The 25,201-nt window shown below is 68.3% G+C and carries 24 protein-coding genes and 1 pseudogene; 19 read left to right on the top strand and 6 right to left on the bottom strand.

All coding sequences use genetic code 11. The features are described 5' to 3' along the window. Positions 1 to 8 precede the first annotated feature (8 nt). From ACUYM2_RS14900 to ACUYM2_RS14885, 4 genes and pseudogenes are all read left to right on the top strand, one after another. Complete coding sequence (locus tag ACUYM2_RS14900; RefSeq protein WP_481600745.1) at positions 9 to 1,349, top strand: geranylgeranyl reductase family protein; 1,341 nt, start codon at positions 9 to 11, stop codon at positions 1,347 to 1,349. After that, positions 1,346 to 2,446, top strand: coding sequence for a polyprenyl synthetase family protein (locus ACUYM2_RS14895; protein ID WP_481600744.1), 1,101 nt, complete (start codon positions 1,346 to 1,348; stop codon positions 2,444 to 2,446). The genes ACUYM2_RS14900 and ACUYM2_RS14895 overlap by 4 nt, the downstream gene beginning before the upstream one ends. Before the next feature lie 402 nt (positions 2,447 to 2,848). Further along, positions 2,849 to 2,983 (top strand): annotated as a pseudogene (locus tag ACUYM2_RS14890) (type IV toxin-antitoxin system AbiEi family antitoxin domain-containing protein); the annotation flags it as partial. A gap of 204 nt (positions 2,984 to 3,187) precedes the next feature. Then, positions 3,188 to 3,685 (top strand): endonuclease domain-containing protein, encoded by a 498-nt coding sequence (locus tag ACUYM2_RS14885; protein WP_481601504.1) that lies wholly within the window; start codon positions 3,188 to 3,190, stop codon positions 3,683 to 3,685. A 151-nt stretch (positions 3,686 to 3,836) separates the two neighbouring features. On the opposite strand, the gene ACUYM2_RS14880 is transcribed toward ACUYM2_RS14885, so the two are convergent. Beyond that, positions 3,837 to 4,265, bottom strand: coding sequence for a hypothetical protein (locus ACUYM2_RS14880; RefSeq protein ID WP_346957706.1), 429 nt, complete (start codon positions 4,263 to 4,265; stop codon positions 3,837 to 3,839). Between the two features lie 14 nt (positions 4,266 to 4,279). Further along, positions 4,280 to 4,951: a trimeric intracellular cation channel family protein gene (locus ACUYM2_RS14875; protein ID WP_481600743.1), complete on the bottom strand. Its 672-nt coding sequence runs from the start codon at positions 4,949 to 4,951 to the stop codon at positions 4,280 to 4,282. A 59-nt stretch (positions 4,952 to 5,010) separates the two neighbouring features. Between ACUYM2_RS14875 and ACUYM2_RS14870 the strand changes: the two genes are divergently transcribed. From ACUYM2_RS14870 to ACUYM2_RS14845, 6 genes are all read left to right on the top strand, one after another. Then, positions 5,011 to 5,748, top strand: a complete 738-nt coding sequence (locus ACUYM2_RS14870; RefSeq protein WP_481600742.1) for a sirohydrochlorin chelatase — start codon at positions 5,011 to 5,013, stop codon at positions 5,746 to 5,748. Positions 5,749 to 5,822: 74 nt separating this feature from the next. Continuing rightward, on the top strand, positions 5,823 to 7,568 hold the full coding sequence (locus tag ACUYM2_RS14865) for a nitrite/sulfite reductase (RefSeq protein WP_481600741.1): 1,746 nt from the start codon (positions 5,823 to 5,825) through the stop codon (positions 7,566 to 7,568). Further along, complete coding sequence (locus tag ACUYM2_RS14860; protein ID WP_481600740.1) at positions 7,565 to 8,401, top strand: phosphoadenylyl-sulfate reductase; 837 nt, start codon at positions 7,565 to 7,567, stop codon at positions 8,399 to 8,401. Before ACUYM2_RS14865 ends, ACUYM2_RS14860 begins: the two co-directional genes overlap by 4 nt. 146 nt (positions 8,402 to 8,547) lie before the next feature. After that, complete coding sequence (gene cysD / locus ACUYM2_RS14855) at positions 8,548 to 9,480, top strand: sulfate adenylyltransferase subunit CysD (RefSeq protein ID WP_481601503.1); 933 nt, start codon at positions 8,548 to 8,550, stop codon at positions 9,478 to 9,480. Continuing rightward, a complete protein-coding gene (locus ACUYM2_RS14850) occupies positions 9,480 to 10,907 on the top strand; it encodes a sulfate adenylyltransferase subunit 1 (protein ID WP_481600739.1) in 1,428 nt (475 codons plus the stop codon). Before cysD ends, ACUYM2_RS14850 begins: the two co-directional genes overlap by 1 nt. Positions 10,908 to 11,013: 106 nt before the next feature. Further along, positions 11,014 to 12,021, top strand: coding sequence for a GTP pyrophosphokinase (locus tag ACUYM2_RS14845; protein WP_481600738.1), 1,008 nt, complete (start codon positions 11,014 to 11,016; stop codon positions 12,019 to 12,021). Positions 12,022 to 12,056: 35 nt separating this feature from the next. Here ACUYM2_RS14845 and ACUYM2_RS14840 read toward each other — a convergent pair whose 3' ends face one another. Then, positions 12,057 to 12,383, bottom strand: a complete 327-nt coding sequence (locus ACUYM2_RS14840) for a GYD domain-containing protein (protein ID WP_481600737.1) — start codon at positions 12,381 to 12,383, stop codon at positions 12,057 to 12,059. A 179-nt stretch (positions 12,384 to 12,562) separates the two neighbouring features. Between ACUYM2_RS14840 and ACUYM2_RS14835 the strand changes: the two genes are divergently transcribed. The 8 genes from ACUYM2_RS14835 to ACUYM2_RS14800 all read left to right on the top strand — a co-directional run bounded on the left by ACUYM2_RS14835 (position 12,563) and on the right by ACUYM2_RS14800 (position 21,251). Then, complete coding sequence (locus ACUYM2_RS14835) at positions 12,563 to 13,729, top strand: RtcB family protein (protein ID WP_481600736.1); 1,167 nt, start codon at positions 12,563 to 12,565, stop codon at positions 13,727 to 13,729. A 224-nt stretch (positions 13,730 to 13,953) separates the two neighbouring features. After that, positions 13,954 to 15,120 (top strand): ABC transporter substrate-binding protein, encoded by a 1,167-nt coding sequence (locus tag ACUYM2_RS14830; protein WP_481600735.1) that lies wholly within the window; start codon positions 13,954 to 13,956, stop codon positions 15,118 to 15,120. Between the two features lie 42 nt (positions 15,121 to 15,162). Next, positions 15,163 to 15,888, top strand: coding sequence for an ABC transporter ATP-binding protein (locus ACUYM2_RS14825; RefSeq protein ID WP_481600734.1), 726 nt, complete (start codon positions 15,163 to 15,165; stop codon positions 15,886 to 15,888). After that, positions 15,878 to 16,816 carry an ABC transporter permease gene (locus tag ACUYM2_RS14820; protein ID WP_481600733.1) on the top strand — a complete coding sequence of 313 codons (939 nt, stop codon included), beginning with the start codon at positions 15,878 to 15,880 and terminating at the stop codon, positions 16,814 to 16,816. The genes ACUYM2_RS14825 and ACUYM2_RS14820 overlap by 11 nt, the downstream gene beginning before the upstream one ends. A 98-nt stretch (positions 16,817 to 16,914) precedes the next feature. Beyond that, a complete protein-coding gene (locus ACUYM2_RS14815) occupies positions 16,915 to 17,211 on the top strand; it encodes a putative quinol monooxygenase (protein ID WP_481600732.1) in 297 nt (98 codons plus the stop codon). A 109-nt stretch (positions 17,212 to 17,320) separates the two neighbouring features. Continuing rightward, positions 17,321 to 18,598 carry a uroporphyrinogen-III C-methyltransferase gene (gene cobA / locus ACUYM2_RS14810; RefSeq protein WP_481600731.1) on the top strand — a complete coding sequence of 426 codons (1,278 nt, stop codon included), beginning with the start codon at positions 17,321 to 17,323 and terminating at the stop codon, positions 18,596 to 18,598. A gap of 114 nt (positions 18,599 to 18,712) precedes the next feature. Further along, complete coding sequence (locus ACUYM2_RS14805) at positions 18,713 to 20,167, top strand: FAD-dependent oxidoreductase (protein WP_481600730.1); 1,455 nt, start codon at positions 18,713 to 18,715, stop codon at positions 20,165 to 20,167. A 94-nt stretch (positions 20,168 to 20,261) separates the two neighbouring features. Then, a complete protein-coding gene (locus tag ACUYM2_RS14800) occupies positions 20,262 to 21,251 on the top strand; it encodes a DNA topoisomerase IB (protein ID WP_481600729.1) in 990 nt (329 codons plus the stop codon). 38 nt (positions 21,252 to 21,289) lie between these two features. Here the strand turns inward: ACUYM2_RS14800 and ACUYM2_RS14795 are convergent, their stop codons facing one another. Then, a complete protein-coding gene (locus ACUYM2_RS14795; protein ID WP_481600728.1) occupies positions 21,290 to 21,871 on the bottom strand; it encodes a hypothetical protein in 582 nt (193 codons plus the stop codon). A 128-nt stretch (positions 21,872 to 21,999) separates the two neighbouring features. Beyond that, positions 22,000 to 22,857, bottom strand: coding sequence for a DUF1206 domain-containing protein (locus ACUYM2_RS14790; protein ID WP_481600727.1), 858 nt, complete (start codon positions 22,855 to 22,857; stop codon positions 22,000 to 22,002). Between the two features lie 170 nt (positions 22,858 to 23,027). Between ACUYM2_RS14790 and ACUYM2_RS14785 the strand changes: the two genes are divergently transcribed. Next, positions 23,028 to 23,564, top strand: a complete 537-nt coding sequence (locus tag ACUYM2_RS14785) for a hypothetical protein (RefSeq protein WP_481600726.1) — start codon at positions 23,028 to 23,030, stop codon at positions 23,562 to 23,564. Positions 23,565 to 23,653: 89 nt separating this feature from the next. On the opposite strand, the gene ACUYM2_RS14780 is transcribed toward ACUYM2_RS14785, so the two are convergent. Then, entirely contained in the window at positions 23,654 to 25,096 is a 1,443-nt protein-coding gene (locus ACUYM2_RS14780; RefSeq protein ID WP_481600725.1) for a PucR family transcriptional regulator, read from the bottom strand. Positions 25,097 to 25,201 lie beyond the last annotated feature (105 nt).

Below are 25,201 nucleotides of genomic sequence, written 5' to 3'. Positions count from 1 at the left end.
CAGCTGCTGTGAAAGTACTGATCGTCGGGGCAGGTCCGGCCGGATCCACCGCCGCGTTCTACCTTGCCCAGGCCGGCGTGGACGTCACGGTGCTCGAAAAGACGAGCTTCCCGCGCGAGAAGGTCTGCGGTGACGGGCTGACCCCGCGCGCCGTCCGGGAAATCCAGAAGCTCGGCCTGCCGCACCCCGAAAGCGAGGGCTGGCGGCGGAACAAGGGCCTGCGACTGATCGCCGGGGGCCGCACCATCGAACTTCCCTGGCCCGAGGTCTCCGACTTCCCGCAGTACGGGCTGATCCGAACCCGCCTCGGCTTCGACGAGGAACTGGCCCGGCACGCGCAGTCCGCCGGCGCCGTCGTGCTGGAACGCCACAGCGTCACCGAGACGCTGCGCTCCGAGGACGGCCGCGTCACCGGCGTCCGCGCCGCCCTGCTCGACGACGCCGGCCGCAAGACCGGGCAAACGCAGGACTTCACCGCCGACGTCGTCCTCGCCGCCGACGGGAACTCCACCCGCACGGCCGTCTCGCTCGGCATCCAGAAGCGCGACGACCGGCCGCTGGGCGTGGCCGTGCGGACCTACTTCACCAGCCCGCGGCACGACGACGACTGGATGGAAGGCTGGCTGGAGCTTCCCGGCCGCGACGGCAAGCTGCTGCCCGGCTACGGCTGGGTGTTCGGCGTCGGCGACGGCACCTCCAACGTGGGACTGGGGATCCTGAACTCCTCCAAGGAATTCGGCAAGCTGGACTACAAGCAGGTGCTGCGCGAGTGGACGGCCGCGATGCCCGCGGATTGGGGCTTCACGCCCGAGAACCAGGTGGGCGAGATCCGCGGCGCCGCGCTGCCGATGGGCTTCAACCGCACCCCGCACTATTCGCCGGGCCTGCTGCTGCTCGGCGACGCCGGCGGGATGGTCTCCCCGTTCAACGGCGAGGGAATCTCCTACGCCATGGAGTCCGCCCGCTTCGCGGCCGAGTACATCATCGACACCGCGGCGCGCTCCGCTTCCGCAGGCTGGAGCACGGCCGACGCCGACGCCCGCCTGGCCGGCTACGCGGACTTCGTGCGGGGGCAGTGGGGTTCGCACTTCACCCTGGGCCGGGCCTTTGCCGCCGTGATCGGCAGGCCGGCCGTGATGAAACTGGCGCTGCGGACTGGCATGCCCTTGCCGGTGCTGATGAAGTTCGTCGTCCGGCTGCTGGCCAACCTGACCGACCCCTCGGCCAAGGGACTCGAGGACCGGATGATCCGCGTCCTCGAAGCCCTCGTCCCGGCCACCTCCAACACCCGGCCCGTTCCAGGCTCCAATCCGCGGATTCCGCAACAAAAAGTTAGGGTTAACCCGTGACCAACTCTGCAGACCAAAGCTGGACGCACGCCGGACACGGCCTGCCGGGCGCCGAACCCAGCCTGAACACCACCGCCATCGCCACCGGCCTCCAGTTGCCGGCCGGCTTCGCGGCGATCGCGGGGGACCCGGAGCTGGGCCCGGCCATCACCACCAACTTGGCGCGGGTGGAGAAGAAGTTGCGCGAGGCGATCGCCAACTCGGATCCGCTGGCCGACGCGACGTCGCGCCACCTCGTGGAAGCCGGCGGCAAGCGCATCCGGCCGCTGCTGACCCTGCTCTGCGCGCACCTCGGCGACGCCTCGCTGCCCGCCGTGGTGCAGGCCGCCGTCGTCGTCGAACTGACGCACCTGGCCACGCTGTACCACGACGACGTGATGGACTCCGCGCCGTTCCGCCGCGGCGCCCCCACCGCGCACGAGGTTTGGGGCAACTCCGTGGCCGTACTGACCGGCGACCTCATCTTCGCCCGGGCCTCGATCTTGGTTTCCGAGCTGGGTGCCCGTGCGCTCGGCATCCAGGCCCGCACCTTTGAGCGGCTGTGCCTCGGCCAGCTGCACGAGACCGTGGGCCCGCGCCCGGACGAGGACCCGGTGGAGCACTACCTCTCCGTCATTGCGGACAAGACCGGCTCGCTGGTGGCTGCCTCCGGCCAGCTGGGTGCGATCTTCGCCAACGCCGACCCCGCCTACGAGGCCCTGCTGGTCGAGTACGGCGAGAAGGTTGGCGTCGCCTTCCAGCTCGCCGACGACGTCATCGACGTCACCGGCGTCAAGGTCAAGTCCGGCAAGTCGCCGGGCACCGACCTGCGCGAAGGTGTGCCGACGCTGCCGGTGCTGCTGCTGCGCAAGGCCGCGGTCGACGGCGACCAGTCTGCCGTCGACCTCCTGAAGCTGATCGACGGCGACCTCAGCTCCGACGAGGCCCTCGCGGCCGCCGTCGCCGGGCTGCGCGAACACCCCGTCACCGCCGAGTCCTGGGCCGTGGCACGTGCCTGGGCCGCCGAAGCCATTGCCGCCCTCGGCCCGCTGCCCGAAGGCGTGGTCAAGGATTCGCTGACCAGCTTCGCCCACGCCGTGGTGGACCGCAGCAGCTAGCGGGTTCCGGCGGGTTCTGACGGGGCATCCCCGCTGACGGTGCCCAGCCCTTGGGCCGAGTTGTTAAACGGAATGGCCCCGGTTCTTCACAACGTTACGAGTCGTCCGTTGTGCGGAACCGGGGCCATTTCTCCGTTCGCATCAGATTCACCGGAGGCATTTGGTGAACCCATGAACGAGCTTATGACAGCTGTGTCACATTGTCCAGTGATTCTGTAAATCGACTGTCACGGACTTGCTGGCGGTGGTGCGTCGCCGCGGGGGTACTTTGGGGCTTGGCGGGGTGCGCCGGTCCTGATTCAGTGGCGTGTCCGTGTCAAAGTGCCCCCGGCCGGAGCGGGATTATCCACATATGGCAGTCGGTGTGAACTCCGCTTTCTGCTGAGCGGGCACTGTGGGGCGATGAACGTTGACGCTTTCTTGGCATCACAGGGCGGAACGGCCACCGCGGGTGACCTTAACCGGGCAGGATTCAGCCGACATCGAGTCACCAAGGCGGTGGCCCATGGCGCCATAGTGAGGATCCGCCGCGGGCACTACGGACTGCCGCAGGATTCCAGTACCTACCGAACTGCTTGCGAGCTGAAGGGCCTGCTGACGTGCTTGTCGGCTGCTCCAGGCTACGGCTTATGGACCTTGGTGCCCGCCCGAAGTTTGCATCTGTGTCTTGGCCATCGGTCGGCGCCGCCTGGCTCCGTGGCACACGGGCCCTTGCTGCATCCCCGACACCCCAGACTCCCGATGGCATGGCTGGCCGACGTCCTGATTCATGCCCTGCGCTGCCTGCCCGAATTGGAGGCCCTTGTCATGGTCCAGTGTGCCGCGGGCCGTGGGGAGATCACGCTGCCTTTCCTCCGAAGGAAACTTCCGGGAAACCGCAACGCGCGCGCCAGGTCAGTGCTGGACCTGGTTATTCCCCGGGCGGACTCGCTACTGGAGGTACTCGCCAACACGGCTTTCTCCCGAGCCGGGCTCCAGGTGCGCAGGCATGTCGAGATCCCCGGCGTCGGGGAGGTCGACTTCCTGGTGGAAGACTGCACTGTCGTGGAGACCGACGGCGCGCCGCACCTGGAGCCGCGGCGGGTCAAGAAGGACCGCCGTCGCAATAACGCGGCCGTGATCGGCGGTTACCTCGTGCTCAGGTTCGGCTACGACGACGTCGTCCATCACCCACAGCGGATGGTCGCAGAGGTCCGCGCGGTGCTGGAGTTGTGGCGTGCAGGTGCTTTCCGGCCGTGACGGTCGCTGTCGGCGGCATTCCGGGGCTACTTTGGAGCCACAGCCGGTGAATCCTCGGCCGAGCGGCGGCGTGTCCGTGTCAAAGTGCCCCCGGAAGGTCGGGAAGACGGCGGACGGTGCGGGCAGGCGGCCGGCCAGCCGGAGAGGGGGTTTAGTCTTCGTCCTCGTCGTTGAAGGCCCACTCGAACATGTCGAAGACGAACTCGGAGAACGTGCCTTCCTCGCTCTTCCACTGGCCGCGGGCATTGTTCCGGCGGTACACGATCGGGTCCGGGACGCTGAGGTCGCCCACGCGGAAGCCCCACGTGAACTGCTCTTCCTCGTCCTCAAGGAACATCAGGAAGCCTTCGTCGTCGACCTCAAGCTCCTCGGGGTCCCAGAAGTAGTGGTAGGCCTCCATCAGGTCCTCGCAACCGCCCAGGGCAAGATAAAACTCCCGCAGGACCAGCGGGACCTGGAACTGGTGCTCGGCGAGGGCCGCATCAAGCTCGTCTGCCGGCAGCCCGTCCTCTTCCTGCCATTCGTCCTCGAGATACTTCGGAACAAGCGCGCGGAACTTCTCGAGGAACATGTCAGTCATGCTTCTTATCCTAGCTAATCCTTTGGGCCACTTTGGGACGCATCCAGCCCCAGCCGGTGCCAGCCGCGGACCGCCAGCGGCACGTACCAGTGGCGCCGCCAGGCCGTGACACGGAAGGCGAAAACCACGGCCGCCACCGCGCTGGCCGTCACCGCCGTGAACGTCCCGGTGACGGACAGCGCGACCGTCAGTGCGGCGCCGGCAAACGCGGGCAGGGCGTAGATGTCCTTGGGGTCGAAGAGCTGCGGCACCTCGTTGGCCGTGATGTCCCGCAGCAGGCCTCCGCCCACCGCCGTCGTGACCCCCAGGAGCACCGCGGCGAGCGGGTGCATGCCTGCGGCGAGGGCCTTCAGGCTTCCCGTGATGCAGAACAGGGCCAGGCCGCCGGCGTCGAACAGGACCAGTAGCGACGTGAAGCGCTGGAAACTGGAGAACAGGAAATACACCAGCACCGTCGCCAGCAGCGGGGGAGCGAGGTATGCCGGGTTGGTGAAGGCGGCCGGCGGGCCCGAGTTGATGATGATGTCCCGGATGACGCCGCCGCCCAGGCTCACGACGGAGGCCAGCAGCAGGGAACCGACAATGTCGAACTGCTTCCGCGCCGCGAGCAGCGAACCCGAGACGGCGAAGAAGAAGACGCCGGCCAGGTCCAGCCAGACCATAACGAGGCTAAAGGAAAAGGTCATGGGGCGTCCCGGTCGGTTGCAGGGGCGGATGGGGCGGCTCCAAGGTTACGCTAACGGCTATGAATAGCCCCATCATGATCGCCTGCGCCCACGGCACGTCCAGCATTCAGGGTGCGGCGGAGGTCAATGCCCTACGGGCCGGGATCGCGGCCCTGCGTCCCGGGCTCGATGTCCGCGAGGCATACGTCGACGTGCAGGACCCCGAACTGCCGACCGTCGTGGCCGGACTCCCGGCGGGGCAAACCGCCGTCGTCGTCCCGCTGCTGCTGAGCATGGGCTACCACGTCAAGGTGGACATCGCCCGGGCCGTTAAGAGCCGGCCGGGCACCCTCGCCGCGGCGCCGCTGGGCCCGGACCCGCGGCTCGCGGCGCTGCTGGACCAGCGGCTACGCGAGGCCGGGGTGACCGACAACGACGCCGTGATCCTCGCCGCCGCAGGCTCCTCCGACGCCACCGCCGCGGAAAACGTGGAGGAACTCGCCGGCCAACTGCGTGCCCTCCGCTCCAACCGGATCGTGGCCGCGTACGGCGCCTCGGCGACGCCGTCGGTGCCGGAGGCCGTGGCCATGCTCCGCGAGGAGGCCGCTGGAGGGGCGGGCGCGGGTCGTTCGGCCGGGGCGGTCGACCTTGGCGGGCGTGTCGTCATCGCCTCCTACCTCCTGGCCCCGGGCTTTTTCCACGACCAGCTCGCCAAGGCCGGCGCGGACCTGGTCACCGCGCCGCTGCTGCCCTCTCCGGTGCTCGCCGAGATCGCCTTGGCCCGCTACGACGCGGCCGTCGCCGGAAGCGCTACATGACGAAATGTTGCCCAAGGTGACCCCGCGTTTCTGACCCTTTGTGACGCCATTACGGCCGCCCCTACAGTCGATCCATGACTGATACAGCTCTAGCCGGAGCGTCCCCGGACCAGGCTGCCGCAGGCCGCGCCAACCGACCCGCCCGCCCCGCGGCCAAGCCGCACGGGCAGTGGAAGGTGGACGGCACCGCCCCCCTGAACGCCAACGAAACCTGGAAACAGGAAGACAACGGCCTGAACGTGCGCGAGCGGATCGAGTCGGTCTACGCCAAGCACGGCTTCGACTCGATCGACGGCACCGACCTGCACGGCCGCTTCCGCTGGTGGGGCCTCTACACCCAGCGCAAACCCGGGATCGACGGCGGCAAGACCGCCACGCTTGAGCCGCACGAACTCGAAGACAAGTACTTCATGCTCCGGGTAAGGATCGACGGCGGAGCCCTCAGCACCGAACAGCTGCGCGTCATCGGCCAGATCTCCGTGGACTTCGCCCGCGGCTCGGCCGACCTCACGGACCGGCAGAACATCCAGCTGCACTGGATCCGGGTCGAGGACGTACCGGAGATCTGGCGCCGGCTGGAGTCCGTGGGCCTGTCCACCACCGAGGCCTGCGGCGACGTACCCCGGGTCATCCTCGGCTCCCCGGTCGCGGGCATCGCCAAGGACGAGATCATCGACCCGACGCCGCTGATCCAGGAGCTCGCCGAACGGTTCATCGGCGACCCGGAACTGGCCAACCTGCCGCGCAAATTCAAGACCGCCATCACCGGCCACCCCAGCCAGGATGTGGTCCACGAAATCAACGACGTCGCGCTGGTGGGCCTGGTCCACCCGGAGCTCGGCGCCGGTTACGACCTGTGGGTGGGCGGCGCGCTATCCACCAACCCGATGCTGGGCAAGCGCCTCGGCGCGTTCGTCCGGCCGGACCAGGCCGCCGACGTCTGGCTCGGCGTCACCAGCATCTTCCGTGACTACGGCTACCGGCGGATGCGCACCAAGGCACGGCTGAAGTTCCTGCTGGCCGACTGGGGGACGGAGAAGTTCCGCCGGGTCCTCGAGGACGAATACCTCGGCTATAAGCTCGATGACGGCCCCGCCGCCCCCAAGCCCGCCACCCCGGGCGACCATGTCGGCGTGCACGAACAGAAGGACGGCCGGTTCTTCATCGGCGCCACCCCGGTGGCCGGCCGCCTCGCCGGCAGCCAGCTCGTCAAGCTCGCGGACACCTTGGAGGCCCGCGGCTCGCAGCGGCTGCGTACCACTCCGCACCAGAAGATCGTGGTCCTCGACGTACCCAAGGACCAGGTGGAGCCACTCGTCGCCGAACTCGACGCCCTGGGCCTCTCCGCCCGGCCTTCGGTGTTCCGCCGCGGCACCATCGCCTGCACCGGCATCGAATTCTGCAAGCTGGCCATCGTGGAAACCAAGGTCACGGCCGCCACCGCCGTCGCCGAACTGGAACGCCGCCTCGCGGACCTCGTCGAGTCCCGGCAGCTCCCGCAGGCGCTGTCCCTGCACATCAACGGCTGCCCGAACTCCTGCGCCCGAATCCAGACCGCCGACATCGGGCTCAAGGGCATGATGCTGCCCACGCCCGACGGCGACCCAACCCCGGGTTTCCAGGTCCACCTCGGCGGCGGCCTGGCTTCCCACAGCCGCGAGGAAGCCGGTCTCGGCCGGACCGTCCGCGGCCTCAAGGTCACGGCCGAAGACCTGCCCGACTACGTGGAGCGCGTGGTCCGGAAGTTCGTCGCCGACCACACCGAGGGCCAGACCTTCGCCGAATGGGCCTTCGCCGCCGACGAGGGGGATCTGCAATGAGCGCTGTTCAGCCGTTGGCAGGCGGTGCCGCCCAGGGAGTGGCATCGGGCCTGTCGGAGCCGCGCGCTGAGCTGATCGAAGATCAGCAGCGCGGCGAAGGGGCGGGGGCGGCATCGACTGCCAACGGTCCCGTCCTCCGCACCCACGACGAACTCAAGGTCATCGCCGAATCCGGCGCCGCCGAGCTCGGCTGGGATGCCCCGGCCCGTGAGGTCATCGCCTGGGTGGCCCGCAACTTCGAGCTGCCCGCCGTCGCCGTCGCCTGCTCCATGGCCGATGCTGTCCTGCCGGCGCTCGTCGCGGATCAGCTGCCCGGCGTCGACGTGCTCTTCCTGGAGACCGGCTACCACTTCCCGGAAACCTACGCGACGCGCAACGAAGTGGCAGCGAACCTGCGTGTCAACGTCGTGGACGTGCTGCCGGAGACCACTGTGGAGCAGCAGGACCGGCTGCTCGGCAAAGACCTCTTCGCCCGCGACCCCGCCCAGTGCTGCGCCCTGCGGAAGGTGGCCCCGCTGCGCCGCACCCTGGCCGGCTACGAACTCTGGTTCACCGGGGTCCGCCGCGACGAGGCACCCACCCGCACCAACACCCCGCTGGTCACGTGGGACGGCACCAACGGCCTGGTCAAGGTCAACCCGGTCGCGGCCTGGAGCTTCGACCAGCTGGTGGAGTACTCCGATGACAACCTTCTCCCGGTCAACCCGCTGCTTTCACAGGGCTACCCGTCCATTGGCTGCCAGCCCTGCACCCGCAAGGTGGCGCCCGGCGACGACCCCCGCGCCGGACGCTGGGCAGGAACCGACAAGACAGAATGCGGACTACACGTATGAGTACTTTCCTGACTTCCGTGGCAGGCTACGCCTCCACAGCAGATGCCGCCCCCGCCCCTGCGCGGGACGGCGATGCTGCAAGCAGCATCGCGTCCCGCTCCGACAGGCCCGATGCCACTCCCGGGGCGGCATCTGCTGCTCCGGCTCTGCTGTCGGGTCACCTAAGTTCCGCGGCTCCGCGACCGGTCCGCCTGTCGTCCTTGGATACTTTGGAATCCGAAGCGATTCATGTCATCCGCGAGGTGGTTGCCGAGTTCGAGAAGCCGGCGCTGCTGTTTTCCGGCGGCAAGGACTCCGTGGTGATGCTGCACCTGGCCACGAAGGCGTTTTGGCCGGGCAAGGTGCCGTTCCCGGTGCTGCACGTGGACACCGGCCACAACTTCCCCGAGGTCATCGAGTTCCGCGACCGGACGGTGGAGCGGCTGGGACTGAAGCTCGTCGTCGGCAGCGTCCAAGAGTTCATCGATGCCGGCGAGCTGGCCGAACGCGCCGACGGCACCCGCAACCCGCTGCAGACGGTTCCGCTGCTGGACGCAATCCAGCGCAACAAGTTCGACGCCGTCTTCGGCGGCGGCCGGAGGGACGAGGACAAGGCCCGGGCCAAGGAACGCATCCTGAGCCTGCGCGACGAATTCGGCCAGTGGGACCCGCGCAACCAGCGGCCCGAACTGTGGAACCTGTACAACGGCCGGCACACCGTTGGCCAGCACGTCCGGGCGTTCCCGATCAGCAATTGGACCGAACTGGACGTGTGGCGTTACATCGAACGCGAAAACATCGAACTGCCGGGCCTGTACTACGCCCACGAACGGCAGGTCTTCGCCCGCGACGGCATGTGGCGCGCCGTGGGCGAGGTCTCCCAGCCGCGCGACCACGAGGAAGTCATCACCAAGACCGTCCGCTACCGGACGGTCGGCGACATGTCCTGCACCGGCGCGGTCGAATCCGCCGCCGCCACCGTGCGCGACGTCGTGATCGAGGTTGCCGCCTCCACGATCACCGAACGTGGCGCCACCCGGGCCGACGACCGCATCTCCGAGGCCGCCATGGAAGACCGCAAGAAAGACGGCTATTTCTAATGAGCACCACCGCAACTGTGCCTGACGCTACCGCAAACCTCGAACTTGCTTCCGCTTCCCTGTTCAGGTTCGCGACCGCCGGTTCGGTCGACGACGGCAAGTCCACCCTGGTGGGCCGGCTGCTGCACGACTCGAAAGCGATTCTCGCCGACCAGCTCGACGCCGTCGCCCGCACCTCGGCGGACCGCGGGTTCGGCGGTGACAGGGGCGGGATCGACCTCGCGCTGCTCACCGACGGCCTGCGTGCCGAGCGGGAGCAGGGCATCACCATCGACGTCGCCTACCGCTACTTCGCCACGGACCGGCGCAGCTTCATCCTCGCGGACTGCCCCGGCCACGTGCAGTACACCAAGAACACCGTCACCGGCGCGTCCACCGCGGACGCCGTCGTCGTGCTGATCGACGCCCGCAAAGGTGTCCTCGAACAGACCCGACGGCACCTGTCCGTGCTGCAGCTGCTTCGCGTGGCCCATGTGATCGTCGCGGTGAACAAGATCGACCTCGTGGACTTCAGCGAGGACGTGTTCCGCAGCATCGAGGCCGAGGTGCAGCAGGTGGGCCGGGAACTCGGACTGGGCCGCCATGAATCAAACAGTGACGGCGCCGCCGATCTTTTCGTCATCCCCGTGTCAGCGCTCGACGGCGACAACGTCGTGGACCGCTCGGCCCGGATGCCCTGGTACCAGGGGCCGGCGCTGCTGGAGGTCCTCGAAACGCTGCCCGCAGCCGACGAACTCGAAAGCCACCTGGAGAGTTTCCGCTTCCCGGTCCAACTGGTTGTCCGGCCGCAGGGAGCACTGGCGCCCGACGCCGTCGCCGGCGGCCTCGATCCGGAGGTGTACCGGGACTACCGCGCCTACGCCGGGCAGATCACCGAAGGCACGGTGCGGCTGGGGGACACGGTAAGTGTCCTGACCCCGGGCCAGGCGCCGCGCACCACCACAGTCACCGGCATCGACTTCGCCGGCGCCGAACTTACCGAGGCCGTGGCCCCGCAGTCGGTGGCGCTGCGCCTCGCGGGCGAGTTCGACGTCGCCCGCGGGGACATGATCGCGGCGGCGGGAACTTTTTCCGAGTCCACCGCCGACCTGTACGCGGCCCTGTGCTGGCTCTCGCCGAAGCCGCTGCGGGAGGGTGCGAAGGTCCTGGTGAAGCACGGCAGCCGCACCGTCCAAGCTTTGGTCAGGAACGTGACCGGGAAGCTGGACCTTGCAAGCTTCCGGCTCGAACCGGCTTCCACGCTGGAACTCAACGACATCGGCCACGCCCAGCTGCGGCTCGCGGCCCCGTTGCCGTTGGAGAACTACCTGCACCACCGGCGGACCGGCGCGTTCCTGGTCATCGACCCGCAGGACGGCAACACGCTGGCTGCCGGGCTCGTCAGGGACCATCCGGGTGACCACGAGGATGAGCGCTACTCGATCTGATGTAGATCCTCCGCCCGGGCACCTGCCGGTGTTTCGATAGCTGAAACCGGCGGCCTTGGATACCCTGCTGATGAGAGGCGCGGCGCGATGATCACAGGGGGACCGGTTGGAAGATCATGATTCCGTTGTTGCCAGGTCCTTGGCGCATTACAGCGTGCTGCTGCCCCGGCTCAACGCGGCCTCGGACGCGATCGGGGATGCCATCCGCGCCCGGCTCCGCGACGACGGCCTCAACCACCACACCGTGCAGGCGCGGGTCAAGGATCCCGACTCGGTCAAAGAGAAGCTGGACCGCCTCACCGCCGACGGCAGATTCAAGTACGAACGCGGCCTCGAGCAGCTCGATGACCTCATCGGCGTCCGGATCATCATGTTCCTGGAGCCCGACATCGCGGACGTCGCCACGGCCCTGAAGGGTCAGTTCAGCTGCCGCGAGGACGACGACAAGACCAGCTCCCAGCGGCGGAACGGCCAGATCGGCTACGCCGGACGGCACCTGATCCTCGAAGTCCCTGCCGGGAACGTTCCCGTGGGCTGCCAGACCTTCATCGGGGAGCGCTTCGAAGTCCAGATCCGGACGGTGCTGCAACACGCGTGGGCGGCGTTTGAACATGACATCCGCTACAAAGGGCTCGCAGAGGCCAACGCCGAAGTGGACCGCGCGTTCACCATGGCCTCGACCCTGATCGAACTCGCGGATGCCCAGTTCTCCGCAATCAACGACATCGTCAAACGCCGCCAGGCCGAAAGCACGGCCGGGTTTGCCGCGAACCCAGGGACTGAGTTGACCGGGGACATCCTCCACGACATGCTTGCCCGGCTCCTGCCCGAACACCCCAGAAGCCAGGCCTGGCAGTACGGGTGGCTGGGTGATGTGCTGGCCGCCAACGGTCTGCGGACCGTCGCTGACGCCGAGGAGCTGTTCGGCGCCGCCGACTGGGTCGCAGTGGCGAAGGGGATGGACTACAAATTCCCAGCTGGCCACGTCCGGATTGCCGACGACTTCCTGCTGAAGACGTGGGGCGCGGACTATATAGCGCGGACCAAGTCCCTGGGCGGTGACCCCAAACGTGAGGCGAAGCTGACGTACCGGCTGGAGCGCATGCAGGACTGAACCCGCCGCGCCTGAGCCTGCCGCCACTGAAACTGTCAGGTTCCCGGCGGCCGGTACTTGATCTGCTCCGCCTTGGCCAGTGCTTCCATGGTTTCGTCGACCGTCAGGAGCACCGTCGTCTCGAGGGAGCTGAGCGCCCCGCCTCCGCTGATCGCGAGCGCCACCGCGGCCATGGACACGTTGTCGGGTGCCTCCCACAGGTTGTAGCCGTCGTGGGAGCCGAAGGCGTACCAGAAGCCGTGGAGTTTCCCGCCCACCGATTCGATATAGGCCTGGGCGGCTTTCCTGCGGTCTTCCGGCTTGCTGATCAGTCTCGCCCACGTCTCGGGTGTGTAGCTGAACTTCGACAGATAGAGGGGCATCGTCTCGTCCTTTCCTGCGTGTGCCGGTTCAGTAAGGATGGCAGTCGGCCGCCGGGGCAGCAATGGCCGCGGGGCTCGTTAAAACCAGCTGTCGAGACCACCCCCAAAAACCGCCGCCAAGGTCGTCCCTTGCCACCTGGCGTCCGGCCGACGATCATCGTCGTTGGGAGGGCAGATCCTTGGAAGCCATCAACAGCCGACTCATCAGCTGGGCCTCCCTACTGGATGACGAAACCCGGAGGCAGGCCCTCGCCACGTCCCAGCTGCCCATCATCTACCCGCATCTGGCGTTGATGCCGGACGCCCACTTGGGCAAAGGGGCCACGGTGGGCTCCGTTATACCCACCGTGGGCGCCATCATCCCGGCCGCCGTGGGTGTGGACATCGGCTGCGGCATGATCGCTGTCCGCACCCAGTACGCAGTCAAGGACCTGCCGAAGGACCTGAAGCGGTTGCGCGAAGCTATCGAGCGGGCCATTCCGCTATCGGCCGGCCACTTCAATCGCAGGATCTCCGCCACTGCCGCGCCCCGGCTCGCCGAGCTGCGCAGAATGGCCGCGAAGGCCGGTTTTGACCCGGCCACGTACGCCGCGAACTGGGAACTGCAGCTCGGCTCGCTGGGCTCGGGCAACCACTTCATCGAGGTATGCGCGGACGAGGACGCGGCGGTCTGGATGTTCCTGCATTCGGGCTCCCGCGGGGTGGGGAACAAGATCGCACAGCGCCACATTGCCGAGGCCCGGGGCGTGGCCTTGCGCCGGCACCTCGCCCTGCCGGACCGGGACCTGGCCTACCTTGAGGAAGGCACCCCCGAATTCCTCCGCTACATCCGCGAATTACGATGGGCGCAGCACTTTGCCCTGCTGAACCGCGAGGAAATGATGGACCGGGTGGTCCAGCAGTTTGAAACCTGGATCGGCGGGCCCGTCCGGGAACTCGAACGGATCAACTGCCACCACAACTTCACCGCGCAGGAAACGCATTACGGCCGGTCCGTCTGGGTCTCACGCAAGGGCGCTATCCGCGCCGAGGCCGGCGACGCGGGCCTGATTCCCGGGTCCATGGGCACGGCGTCCTACGTCGTCGTCGGGCTGGGAAACCCCGCATCACTGAACTCCTCGCCGCACGGCGCCGGCAGGGAGTACTCCCGCACCGCCGCCCGGAGGATGTTTTCGCTCGCCCAGCTAAAGACCGCCATGCAGGGCATCGAATTCCGGCCCCGGGAGGCGTTCATCGACGAGATCCCGGCTGCCTATAAGCCCATCGACCTGGTCATGCGCGACTCGGCGGACCTCGTCAGGGTGCGGCACAAGCTCCGGCAACTCGTCAACATCAAAGGCGACTGACCCGCCGCGGGGCGCCCATTCAGGCTTCCCATATGACGCCGCATGAACTTCCGTGACCCCGGGTTTCCGCACCATTGAACACTGTTCGCCACCCTCCCTAGGGTGAAGCCATGACCACTCCGGAACGATCCAACAGCCCCTTCTTGAGGGCGCCCCAGGGGCGATGTCGCCGGCGCTGACCACCCGTCCGGCGCACCCGCACCCTTCCCGAACAGGATCCTTCCATGTCATCCACCCCCGCAAGCCCCACCCCCGGCACTACCCGGATCGTCGCCGGCGCCCCGGCCAAACCGAGGCGCAGGCGCACCGTCGAAATCGGAGTCGCCGTCGGACTGGCCCTGCTGATCGGCACCGGCGCCGCTGTCGCCTCGACCGTGTCCCGCAACCACGACGCCGGGACGGCGCCGGGCGCCGGTACCTCGCCGGCCGCGGAACTCAAGCTCGGCTATTTCGGCAACATCACACACGCTCCCGCCCTGGTCGGCGTCAGCAAGGGGTTCATCGCGGGGAGCCTGGGCCAGACCAAACTCAGCACCGAGGTCTTCAACGCCGGACCCGCCGCGATCGAGGCGCTCAACGCCGGCGCCATCGACGCCACCTACATCGGCCCCAACCCGGCGATCAATTCCTACGTCAAGAGCGAAGGCAAATCCATCAACATCATCGCCGGGGCAGCCGCCGGCGGGGCGCAGCTTGTGGTCAAGCCGGGCATTACATCGCCGTCGGATCTCAAGGGCAAGAAGCTCGCGACGCCGCAGCTCGGCGGGACCCAGGATGTTGCGTTGCGCGCCTGGCTCGGGACACAGGGCTACAAGACCAGCACCGACGGCGGCGGCGACGTGACGATCAACCCCACCGAAAACGCCCAGACCCTGAAGCTGTTCCAGGACGGCAAGCTCGACGGCGCCTGGCTGCCGGAGCCGTGGGCCTCCCGGCTGGTGCTGCAGGCCGGCGCGAAGGTCCTCGTCGACGAGAAGGACCTGTGGGACGGTTCACTCACCGGCAAGCCCGGCGAATTCCCCACCACCGTGCTCATCGTCAACAAGAAGTTCGCCGCCGAGCATCCTGAGACCGTGAAGGCGCTGCTGCAGGGCCACGTCGAGTCCGTGGAGTGGCTCACGGCGGCTTCCGCCACTGAGAAGGCCAGCGTTCTCAATGCCGCACTCAAGGTATCGGCCGGCAAGGCGCTCCCGGCTGACGTGGTCGACCGATCGCTCAAGAACATCGTCTTCACTGTCGACCCGCTCGCCGGAACGTACAAGAAACTGCTCCAGGACGGCGTCGACGCCGGCACCACCAAGCAGGCGGACATCACCGGCATCTTCGACCTGAGCACGCTCAACTCGGTGTCCGGAACGAAGACCTCCGCCCAGGGGCTCGGCAAGGACTAGCCTGCCCCGCCTCGCCCCGCCACCACTACTAAGGACGTGACCATGCCAGTCGTACTGGAAAACCTGGGCAAACGCTTCGGCGACGGTGCCCCGGTCCTGGACGGCGTCAACGCCAGCATCGGGAAGGGCGAGTTCGTCGCGCTGCTCGGTGCGTCCGGCTGCGGCAAGTCCACCCTGCTGAACATTATTGCCGGGCTGGAGGCACCGACGTCGGGCGCCCTCGAGGTGCCCAGCGACGGCGCCGCCTTTATGTTCCAGGACGCGGCACTGTTCCCTTGGCTGACCGCCCGGGAAAACGTGGAGCTCGCGCTCAAACTGCGCGGCCTCGGCAAAGCCGAACGCCGGGGGCAGGCCGACGGGCTCCTGGACCTGGTGCACCTGGGCGGGGCGGGGGACAAGCGCCCGCACGAACTGTCCGGCGGCATGCGCCAGCGGGTGGCGCTGGCCCGGTCGCTGGCGCAGGACCGGCAACTGCTCCTGATGGACGAGCCGTTTGCCGCGCTGGATGCGATCACCCGGGACCTGCTGCACGATGAGCTGGAACGGATCTGGAAGGAAACCGGCCGCACGATCGTGTTCGTGACGCACAACGTCCGGGAAGCCGTCCGGCTGGGCCAGCGCGTACTGCTGCTCTCGTCGCGGCCGGGGCGCGTGGTGACGGAATGGCACGTCACCGAAGAACACCGCACCGACGCCGGCCTGGCCGGCCACCTGACCGGCGTCATCACCGCCCGGCTCCGCGAGGAGATCCGCCGCCATGCCAGATAGCCCCCTTCCCGTGGTGGAAGCCCCGGCAGAGGCCCACAAGGTGCACGCGGCCCTGACCAGGGCCTCCACGAGTCCCGCCGACCTGCGCGAGCTGGAAGCCGGACTCGATTCGCTCCAGTCCGATGCCGTCCGCCGGGCCCGCATCGACTGGACCCGGATCCTGTTGCCGGTGGCCGCGCTCGCCGTGCTCATCGTCGCCTGGCAGGTCTACGTCTGGCTTGGCTTCAAGCGCCGGGACCTGGTCCCCGGCCCGCTGGATGTCATCGGCCAGCTCGGCACGCTCGCGGGCGAGGGCAAACTCCAGGAGGCCGTCTGGACGTCGCTGCAGCGCGGCGTCGCGGGCTTCCTGATCAGCGTTGTCATCGCGACGCCTGTGGGGTTGTTGCTGGCCCAGGTCGCCCCGCTCCGGCGCGCCTTCGGCCCGCTGATCTCGGGATTGCAGGTCCTGCCCTCGGTGGCCTGGGTGCCGGCCGCCATCATCTGGTTCGGCCTGAGCGATGCCACCGTGTACTTCGTCGTGCTGATGGGCGCCATCCCCTCGATCATCAACGGGTTGATCTCCGGCGTTGACCAGATCCCGCCGCAGTACCGCCGCGTGGGCGCAGTCCTGGGCGCATCACGGTTCCAGCTGGCGCTGCAGATCGTCCTCCCGGCCGCGCTGCCGGGCTACCTGAGCGGGCTCAAGCAGGGCTGGGCCTTCTCCTGGCGCTCGCTGATGGCCGCGGAAATCATTACCGTGGGCGGCAGCATGGGCTTCGGCCTCGGCTCCATGCTGAACCAAGGCCGCGACCTCGCGGACATGACCGTTGTCCTGGCGGCCATCCTGCTGATCCTCGCCGTCGGCATCCTGGTGGAACTGCTGGTCTTCGCCCCGATTGAAAAGCGCCTGCTCCGGCGTCGTGGCCTGCTCGCCGGCAGCACTCGGTAGGACCGCCTTCCATAGGCGTTGTCTGCCGGGGCGGACAGGCCTACACTCACGGCTACAGGCCGGTTTACGGCCGATCCATCCCATCCAAGGAGACAGCCGTGGCACCAAAATTTGGCGTGCTTGCATTAGTCGAAGCCAAAACGGGGAAGGAGCAGCAGGTCTGGGAATTCCTCAACGGCGGCCGCGAGATCGTGCTCAGCGAACCTGGCACCCGGACCTGGTACGCCTTCCGGGTCAACGAGAACACCTTCGGCATTTTCGACACCTTCGACACCGAGGAAGACCGGCAAGCCCACCTCAACGGGGCCATTCCGGCCGCCCTCGGCCAACACGGTCCGGAGCTGCTGGCCAAGGATCCGGACATCAAACTGGTCGAAGTCATTGCGGTGAAGTAGGGGCCAGGGCTTTTCCAGGACGCCGCCCCAGGTTACGCCCCGTTACCCTGCGTGAACTGGTGTTTCCGCACCGTTGTTCCGCCTTCGGGCGCCGCCCTATCGTCGATGCATGGCAATTCAGGACATTTACCCCACGGCGCTGCGCCTGCTTGGCCGCCCCGTGCTGGTGGTCGGTGGCGGACCCGTCGCCGCGCGCCGCGCCAAAGGGCTGCTCGACGCCGGCGCCCGCGTCACCGTCGTCGCGCCCGTTGCCTGCCCGGCCCTGAACGAACTGGCCGACGCCGGACTGCTCAGCTGGCAGCCCCGCCGGTACCTCCCGTCGGACGTCGACGGCGCCTGGTTCGTCCAGACGGCCACGGGCGACGCCGCCGTGGATGCGCAGGTCGCCGCCGACGCCGAGGCGCAGCGCGTCTGGTGCGTCAACGCCTCCGACCATGAGGCGTCCGCCGCCTGGACACCCGCCGTCGCCGTCGTCGATGACGTCAAGATCGCCGTCAACGCCGGGGGAGACCCGCGCCGCGCCATGGCCCTGCGCGACGCCGTCGCGACGGCCCTGGACGCCGGGGACCTGCCGCTGCGCCGCCACCGCGCTTCGGGCACAGGCTCAGCCGCAGGGTCCGGCACCGTGGCGCTCGTCGGCGGAGGTCCCGGCGATGCCGGGCTCATCACCGTCCGCGGCCGGCGCCTCCTGGGCCAGGCCGACGTCGTCGTCGCCGACCGGCTCGGCCCGCGTGAACTCCTGGCTGATCTCGCCCCCGAAGTCCGCGTGATCGAGGTCGGCAAGACCCCGGGCCACCACCCGGTCCCGCAGTCCGGGATCAACCGGATCCTGGTGGACGAAGCCCTCGCCGGCCACCGGGTGGTCCGGCTCAAGGGCGGCGACCCCTACGTCCTGGGCCGCGGCGGCGAGGAAGCCGAATTCTGCCGGCAGCACGGCGTCGAGGTGGAGGTCGTGCCCGGCGTCACGTCGGCGGTCTCCGTCCCGGCCGCCGCCGGAATCCCCGTCACGCACCGCGGCCTGGCCAAGGGCTTCAGCGTGGTCACCGGCCACGAGGAGCTGTCCGAGGTTCCCGCCCGCGCCGACCACACGGTGGTCCTGCTCATGGGCGTGGGGCAACTGCGCGATTCCGCCGCCTCGCTGGGCCGCGCCGGTTTGCCAGCCGGGACACCTGTTGGCATCGTAGAGAATGGATACCTGCCCAACCAGCGGGTGACCATCGGAACGCTCGAGACCATCGCGGAGCAGGCGGAGGCCGCAGGCGTCGCGAATCCCGCCGTGATCGTGATCGGTGACGTGGTCCGCGTCAGCCCGTTCGCGCCGTCGCACTTCAAGACTGCGGACTACAGCACCACGTCCCCGAACGCCCCGCGCGTCCCCGCCCGTTAATTTCAGCCCGCGTCACGACCCCGTAAAGACCGTCGATTGCTCCATAACTGCCGTTATCAAGCCTCAAACGGGCAGTTATGGAGCAACGGATGCAGAAGAATAAGGAACACAGCCGTGTCAACGAACACCCCCGTAGGAACGCCCGCCCGTCCGCTGCGCGTCGCCGTCGTCGGTTCCGGCCCCGCCGGCGTCTACGCCGCGGACATCCTGACCAAGAGTGAGGCCGTCAAGAGCGGCGAACTGACTGTCAGCATCGACCTCTTCGACCGCTACCCGGCACCCTACGGCCTGATCCGCTACGGCGTGGCCCCGGACCACCCGCGCATCAAGGGCATCGTCAACGCCCTGCACAAGGTCCTGGACCGCGGCGACATCCGCTTCTTCGGCAACGTGGACTACGGTACGGACCTCACCCTCGGGGATCTCCGCACGCACTACGACGCGGTTATCTTCGCCACCGGCGCCATCAAGGACGCGGACCTGAACATCCCCGGCATCGAGCTGGACGGCTCCTTCGGGGGCGCGGACTTCGTCTCCTGGTACGACGGGCACCCGGACGTGCCCCGCGACTGGCCGCTGGACGCCAAGGAAATCGCGGTGATCGGCAACGGCAACGTGGCACTGGACGTTGCCCGGATGCTCTCCAAGCACGCCGACGACCTCCTCGTCTCCGAAATCCCGGATAACGTCTACCGGGCTCTGAAGGATTCCCCGGTCACGGACGTGCACGTCTTCGGCCGCCGCGGGCCGGCTCAGGTGAAGTTCACGCCGCTGGAGCTGCGCGAACTCTCCCACTCCAAGGATGTCGATATCATCCTCTACCCCGAGGACTTCGAGTTCGACGCCGAATCGGACCGCCAGATCCAGAGCAACAACCAGACCAGGACCATGGTGGGGACGCTCACCAACTGGATCGCCGAGCAGCCCGAGGACCTCTCCGAGCTCACCGCGTCCCGCCGCCTGCACCTGCACTTCCTGCACAGCCCGGTGGAGATGTATGACGACGCCGCGATCCCCGGCCGCGTCGCCGGGATCAAGTTCGAGCGCACCGAACTGGACGGCACCGGCAACGCCCGCGGCACGGGCGAGTTCGTCGACTACCCGGTCCAGGCCGTCTACCGTGCCATCGGCTACTTCGGTTCCGCGCTGCCCGAGGTGGAATTCGACCACAGCAAGGGCGTGGTCCCGAACGACGGCGGCCGCGTCCTGGATGCCGCCGGCACCCACGTGCCGGGCATCTACGCCACCGGCTGGATCAAGCGCGGCCCGGTCGGCCTGATCGGCCACACCAAGGGCGACGCCCTGGAAACCGTGACGTACCTGCTGGAGGACCGCGACAAGCTGCCGCTGGCCGCGGCACCCGCGCCGGAGGCGATCGTCGGTGTGCTGGAAGACCGCGGCGTGCAGTACACCAGCTGGGAGGGCTGGCTGGCCCTGGACGCGCATGAACGGTCCCTCGGCGAGAAGGCGAGCGCCGGGGCGGACAGCGTCCAGCGTGAACGCATCAAGGTGGTCCCGCGCGAGGACATGGTCGAAATTTCGCGCGGCGGAGTCGCTGCGGAGGTCTGATCGCCTGACAACGTTGGTTGATATGTGGGAGATCCCGGCGGGTAGTCAGTAGGCTTACCGTTATGGACACCGCGAGGCACCCGGGAACCGGCCGATGAGGCTCCGTCACAGCAACGCGTCCGGCCGCGGCTACCGCCGGGTTCCTGCCGGGACCGGCTTCAGCTACAAGGACCTCGACGGCTCCACACTGCCGGCCGGCCCGGTGCGGGACCGGTTGGAGAGCATCGGGATCCCGCCGGCCTGGACCGACGTCTGGATCGCACCCTACGAGAACGGTCACATCCAGGCCACCGGAGTCGACGCCGTCGGCCGCCGCCAGTACATCTACCACCCCGGCTGGCGTGAGCGGAAGGACCGGCTGAAGTTCGACCGGTCGCTGCAACTCGCGGAGACCCTGCCGTCCGCGCGCCGGCTGGTTACCCTGGACCTGCGCTCCGAGGGGCTCACCCGGGAACGCGTGCTGGCCGCCGCCTTCAGGATGCTGGACAGCGGATCGCTGCGCGTGGGCTCCGAGCGGTACACCAACGAGAACGGCAGCCACGGTCTCGCCACCCTGCTCTGCGCGCACGTGAAAGTGCGCAAGGACGAACTCCGGCTCAGCTTCCCGGCCAAGAGCGGCAAGACGTGGGAGTCCCGGATCGACGACGCCGACCTCGCCGCCGTCGTCCGCTCACTCAAGCGCCGCGGCGGCAACGCCCGCCTGCTGGCGTACAAGAACGGGCGCAGCTGGCACCCGGTCACCAGCGCCGAGATCAACGACTACGTGAAGGAGCGCACCGGCGCGGACTTTACCGCGAAGGACTTCCGCACCCTGCGCGGCACCGTCGCAGCGGCAGTCAGCCTGGCCCGGAGCGGTCCGCAGCCGAAGGTTTCGGCCCGGAAGCGCGCCGTGAGCCGTGCCATGGTCGATGCCGCGGCGGTGCTGGGAAACACGCCGTCGATCGCCCGGAAGAGCTACGTTGATCCCCGCCTGCTGGACCACTTCGCCGCGGGTGAGACCATCGACCCGAAGCGCCTGGACTCTGCCGAGTCGGAGATCCGGGCATTGCTGTACCAGGAGGGCTCGGTCGTCCCGCTGCGCTGACCGGCTGCCTCCGCGAACCGTGCGCGGAATCGTGGGCTTCAGAACTCGGCATTAACGAATCCGATGATGATCGCCGTCCACCAACATGCCTGCGAGATCACCAGGCACACCAGCAGGTGGATCTGCTGCCCGGCGGCCAGACGCCGGAAAGGGGTGTCCGGAGGCAGATGAACCAGCCGACGCATCAGCGGGATGAGCATGATGCCGTTCAGGCTAAGAATCAGCACGGCGGCCAGCTTGACGTCTGTCATCGGGTTATCAAGGTGCGGGTTCAGGAACACGCCGGTGGCCATCAGGCCGGCCAGGCCGGACCAGATCAGCGGAGTGGCGGCGCCGTCGAGCCGGATGGTCTCGGCCAGTCTGCGCCGGCCGATGAGCCACAGGAAACCGTGCCAGTCGACCAGGATGATGGCGCCGAAGGACACCACGAGGGACAAGACATGCAGGACGGCGGCCATGTTGTGGGCATAGCCGCCGACGCGGACCGCCGTGGACATGGTGACCGAAAACAGCCAGGCCACCGCTGCCACCGCGGAGAGGACGAGCACCAGGCGCCGGGTGGATCGCTCGGACTCACGGTGGCGCCGGATTGTGCGCCTGCTGACTGGAACGTAGCTCATGGCCTTACCTCGAAGGACCGACCCGCCGCATGCGGGCGGAGCCACCCGGACGGCGCAGGAAAACGCGGTTCAGGGCTGGCTAAAACGATATCCTCCGTCCCGTGCGGCAACAAGGACGGAACGGAAGGCTACATCCGCCCGAACCGGGCGCGGATCAGGGCGAACACGCCGTACGCGATGAACCCGGCGCCGATGGCGAGCAGCAGGAACGGGCCGAAGGGATGGTGCTGCAACGCCTTGAGGCTGCCGTCCAGCCCGGTCGACGAGCGGGGGTCGTTGGTAGCGGCGGCCATCACGAACAGCAGCCCGGTCAGGATAAGTGCCAGTCCCTTGGCGACGTGGCCGGCCACGCCCAGGCCGCTGATGAGGTGGCCGCGGTGCGTGCCTTCGAAGTGCCGCAGCTCCGCTTTGAACTTCTTGCCCAGGCCCTTCACCACGAAGTAGACGCCGATCCCGCTGACCGTCAGGCCCAGCCCGATCAGCAGGGGCGCACCCAGCGGCCGGTTCATCAGGGCCTGGCTGAACGCCGCGGTGGACTCGCCCGAGTCGCGGCGGACGCCGACGGCGAAGCTGGCAAAGGTGAATCCGACACTGCCGTAGGCGACAGCCAGGAAGCCCGAGGACACCAGTTTGCCCAGCCGCTCCCCGCGCGGCAGATGCCGGGCCCGCAGCGTCGCCTCGCTCAGTTGCCACAGCGCGAGGCCGGCGCAGCCGATGGCGCCGGACCACATCACGGCGGGGCCCCAGGGGTTGGCGGCGAGCTGCTCAATGGCGCCGGTAGGCTCGGCCTGGCCCGGGGCGCCCAGCACCAGGGCGACGGCGATTGCTCCGATCACAATGTGGAGCAGGGCCATCACGGCGAACCCCCAGCGCGCGACGACGTCGAGCACCCTGCTGTTGGAGGCGGCCTCCGCGGCATCGGCGGCTTCGCCGATGGCAGCCTCGTGGGCCTGCACCGCCTCCCCGCCCGGCAGTTCCCCGCTCAAACGTCTTCCTCCATGGCCACGAGCTTACGCGTGCCGGGGCTGACTTCCCGGCGTGCGCCGGCGAGAACCGGGGACTATCAACTTGGTGCTAAGTGTGCTTACTATGTCAGGGGTGCGGCCTTAGGGGTCGTGCCGCTCCGGATTCGATTTCACACGATAGGAAGCTCACCATGGCAGGTAATCTTGTTGCCCGATCCATCCACGACCTGACCGCCGGCGCGTGGTTCGGCGGTTCGCTGATGGGCGCCATCGGGCTGAATGGCGCGACGGCGGAGGCCAAGGACCCGGCCGAGCGGACCCGTCTGTCCAGCCTTGGCTGGAAGAAGTGGGCCCCGTACCAGACGGCGGCCTTCGGTGCGCACTTCCTCTCCGGCCTCGCCATCATGTGGGAGAACAAGGGCCGGATGACCAAGCAGGACGGTGTCACCCGGCTGAGTATCTACAAGTCCATCGTCACCCTGGCCGGCGCCGCGGTGACTTTGTATGCCGGGCTGCAGGGCGCGAAGGTGGACAAGCTCGCCGCCGAGGGTGCCCAAGGCGCCACCGAGCCCAAGTCGGGCGCCTCTGAGGAACTCCGGTCGGCCCAGCAGCAGCTGAAGATCCTGCAGTGGGCCATCCCGGTCTTCGCCGGCTGGGTGATTGTTTTGGGCGCCAAGCACGGCGAAATGCAGCGGCCGAAGAACGTCTTCAAGGGCCTCTCCCGCTAGTCGCTAGGCAAACGCGGGGTCACCTCGCGCCCATGCCGGGTCCCGGACGGGTGCGAAGTGGCCCCGCGTTGCGTTCAGCTGAGCGCTCCTCAGCGGGGGTGGCGGGCGCTGAGCCGCTGCACTGCGAGGGCCAGCCACAGCTGCACCCGGTCCGCGGTCTGGGCCGGGTCATAGCCGGTCAGTTCGGTGATTTGGGCCAGCCGGTACCGGACCGTGTTGCGGTGCAGGGTGAGTTCCTCCGCGACGGCGGCGACTGAGCCGTTGTTGCTCAGGTAGCTCTCCAGCGTGGTCATGAGTTCGGCACCGTGGGCGGCGTCGAAGTGGCGCAGCGGATTCAGTGACTCGTTCGCCATGTCGGCCAGCGGTACGTCCTCGCTGGCCAGCAGCAGCGAGGTCAGGCTCAGCCGCTCCGGCTCGTTGACCGGCAGTCCGTGGCTCGCGGCGTCGCGGGCCTCGAAGTAGCTCCAGCGCAGCCCGTTCGGCTTGGTATATGCGCCGCCGATGCCGATCGTGGCATGGATCCCGGCCTCGGCAAGGTGGTCGCTGAGGCCCCGGGCCAGTGCGCCGGCGCCGGTTCCGTCGTCGTGGACCAGCACCACCAGGTCCTTGCCGACGACGGCGGTCACGGCAGCCGCCAGCGGCTGCGGCAGCGAGGAGCTTCCCAGCTGCTTGGCGTGGGCCGCCGATTCCGCCAGCAGCACCACGTTCTTGCGGGTGCTGTTGACGCCTATGCCGGCGAGCCGCCGGGTGGCTTCGGTGGCCTCGAGCGTCCCGTGGATGACGTCCTCAAGCACCTGCCCGGCCAGGGCGCGCTGCGACTGGCGCTGTTTGACCATGTTGTTGAGCTCGACGCTGATCAGGTTCTGCGCGTAGCCGACGATTCCGGAGTCCTCGAACGGGTGCCGTACCCAGAGCGTGCAGGCGTCGCGGCGGCCGGTCGGGATCGGGTACGAGGCCCAGCCGTCCGCGGTGGGGGAGGGGCTGCCGGCGGCGCTGTTGTACAGCTGCGCGGTGAACTGCGTCAGGACGATGTCGGTGCGCAGCATGGAGCCGAGGTGCTTGAGCAGCTCGGCGAGTCCACCGCCGGTCAGCAGGGCGCGGGCCAGGACCTGGTGCCCCGCAATCAGGCGCTCCAGCTTGGCGTAGTGGTCCGCTGACTGGGCGTCGGCCACCAGCTTGCCGATCGCGATGAAGGGCGTCTCGTAGGGAACCTCCACCACGGGCAGGCCCCAGCGGTTGGCCTCGGCGATCAGCGCCGGAGGCACCGCGTCGTGCGTCAGGCCGATCCCGAAACCGATCCCCACGGCGCCGGCACGCTGGACCTGGCGGACGAAGCGGCGCTGCTCGGGGGCGGATTTGAGCCGCATTCCGGTGGTGAGGACCAGTTCACCGCCGTTGAGGAAGCGTTGCGGGTCTTCCTGTTCGGTCACAGCAACCCAGTGGATATCCTGGTGCCAGGTGGTTTCCGCGAGGCCCGATTTCGACAGCTTGAGGGACGGGACCCCCAGCAGGGCCGCGAGTGAAATTGCCATGGAATCAGGATAGCCGGGTGCTGGTCAACCGCACTAAAGCCCCGCGGCTTCGGTGTGCAGCTGCCTATTCCCTGCCTTGCCTGCCTGGCATAGGCTCGGAGCAGT

Source organism: Arthrobacter sp. SD1074B, from assembly GCF_056780195.1.
The sequence above is the reverse complement of the archived record's forward strand: the minus strand, read 5'-3'. Positions and strand labels throughout refer to the sequence as shown.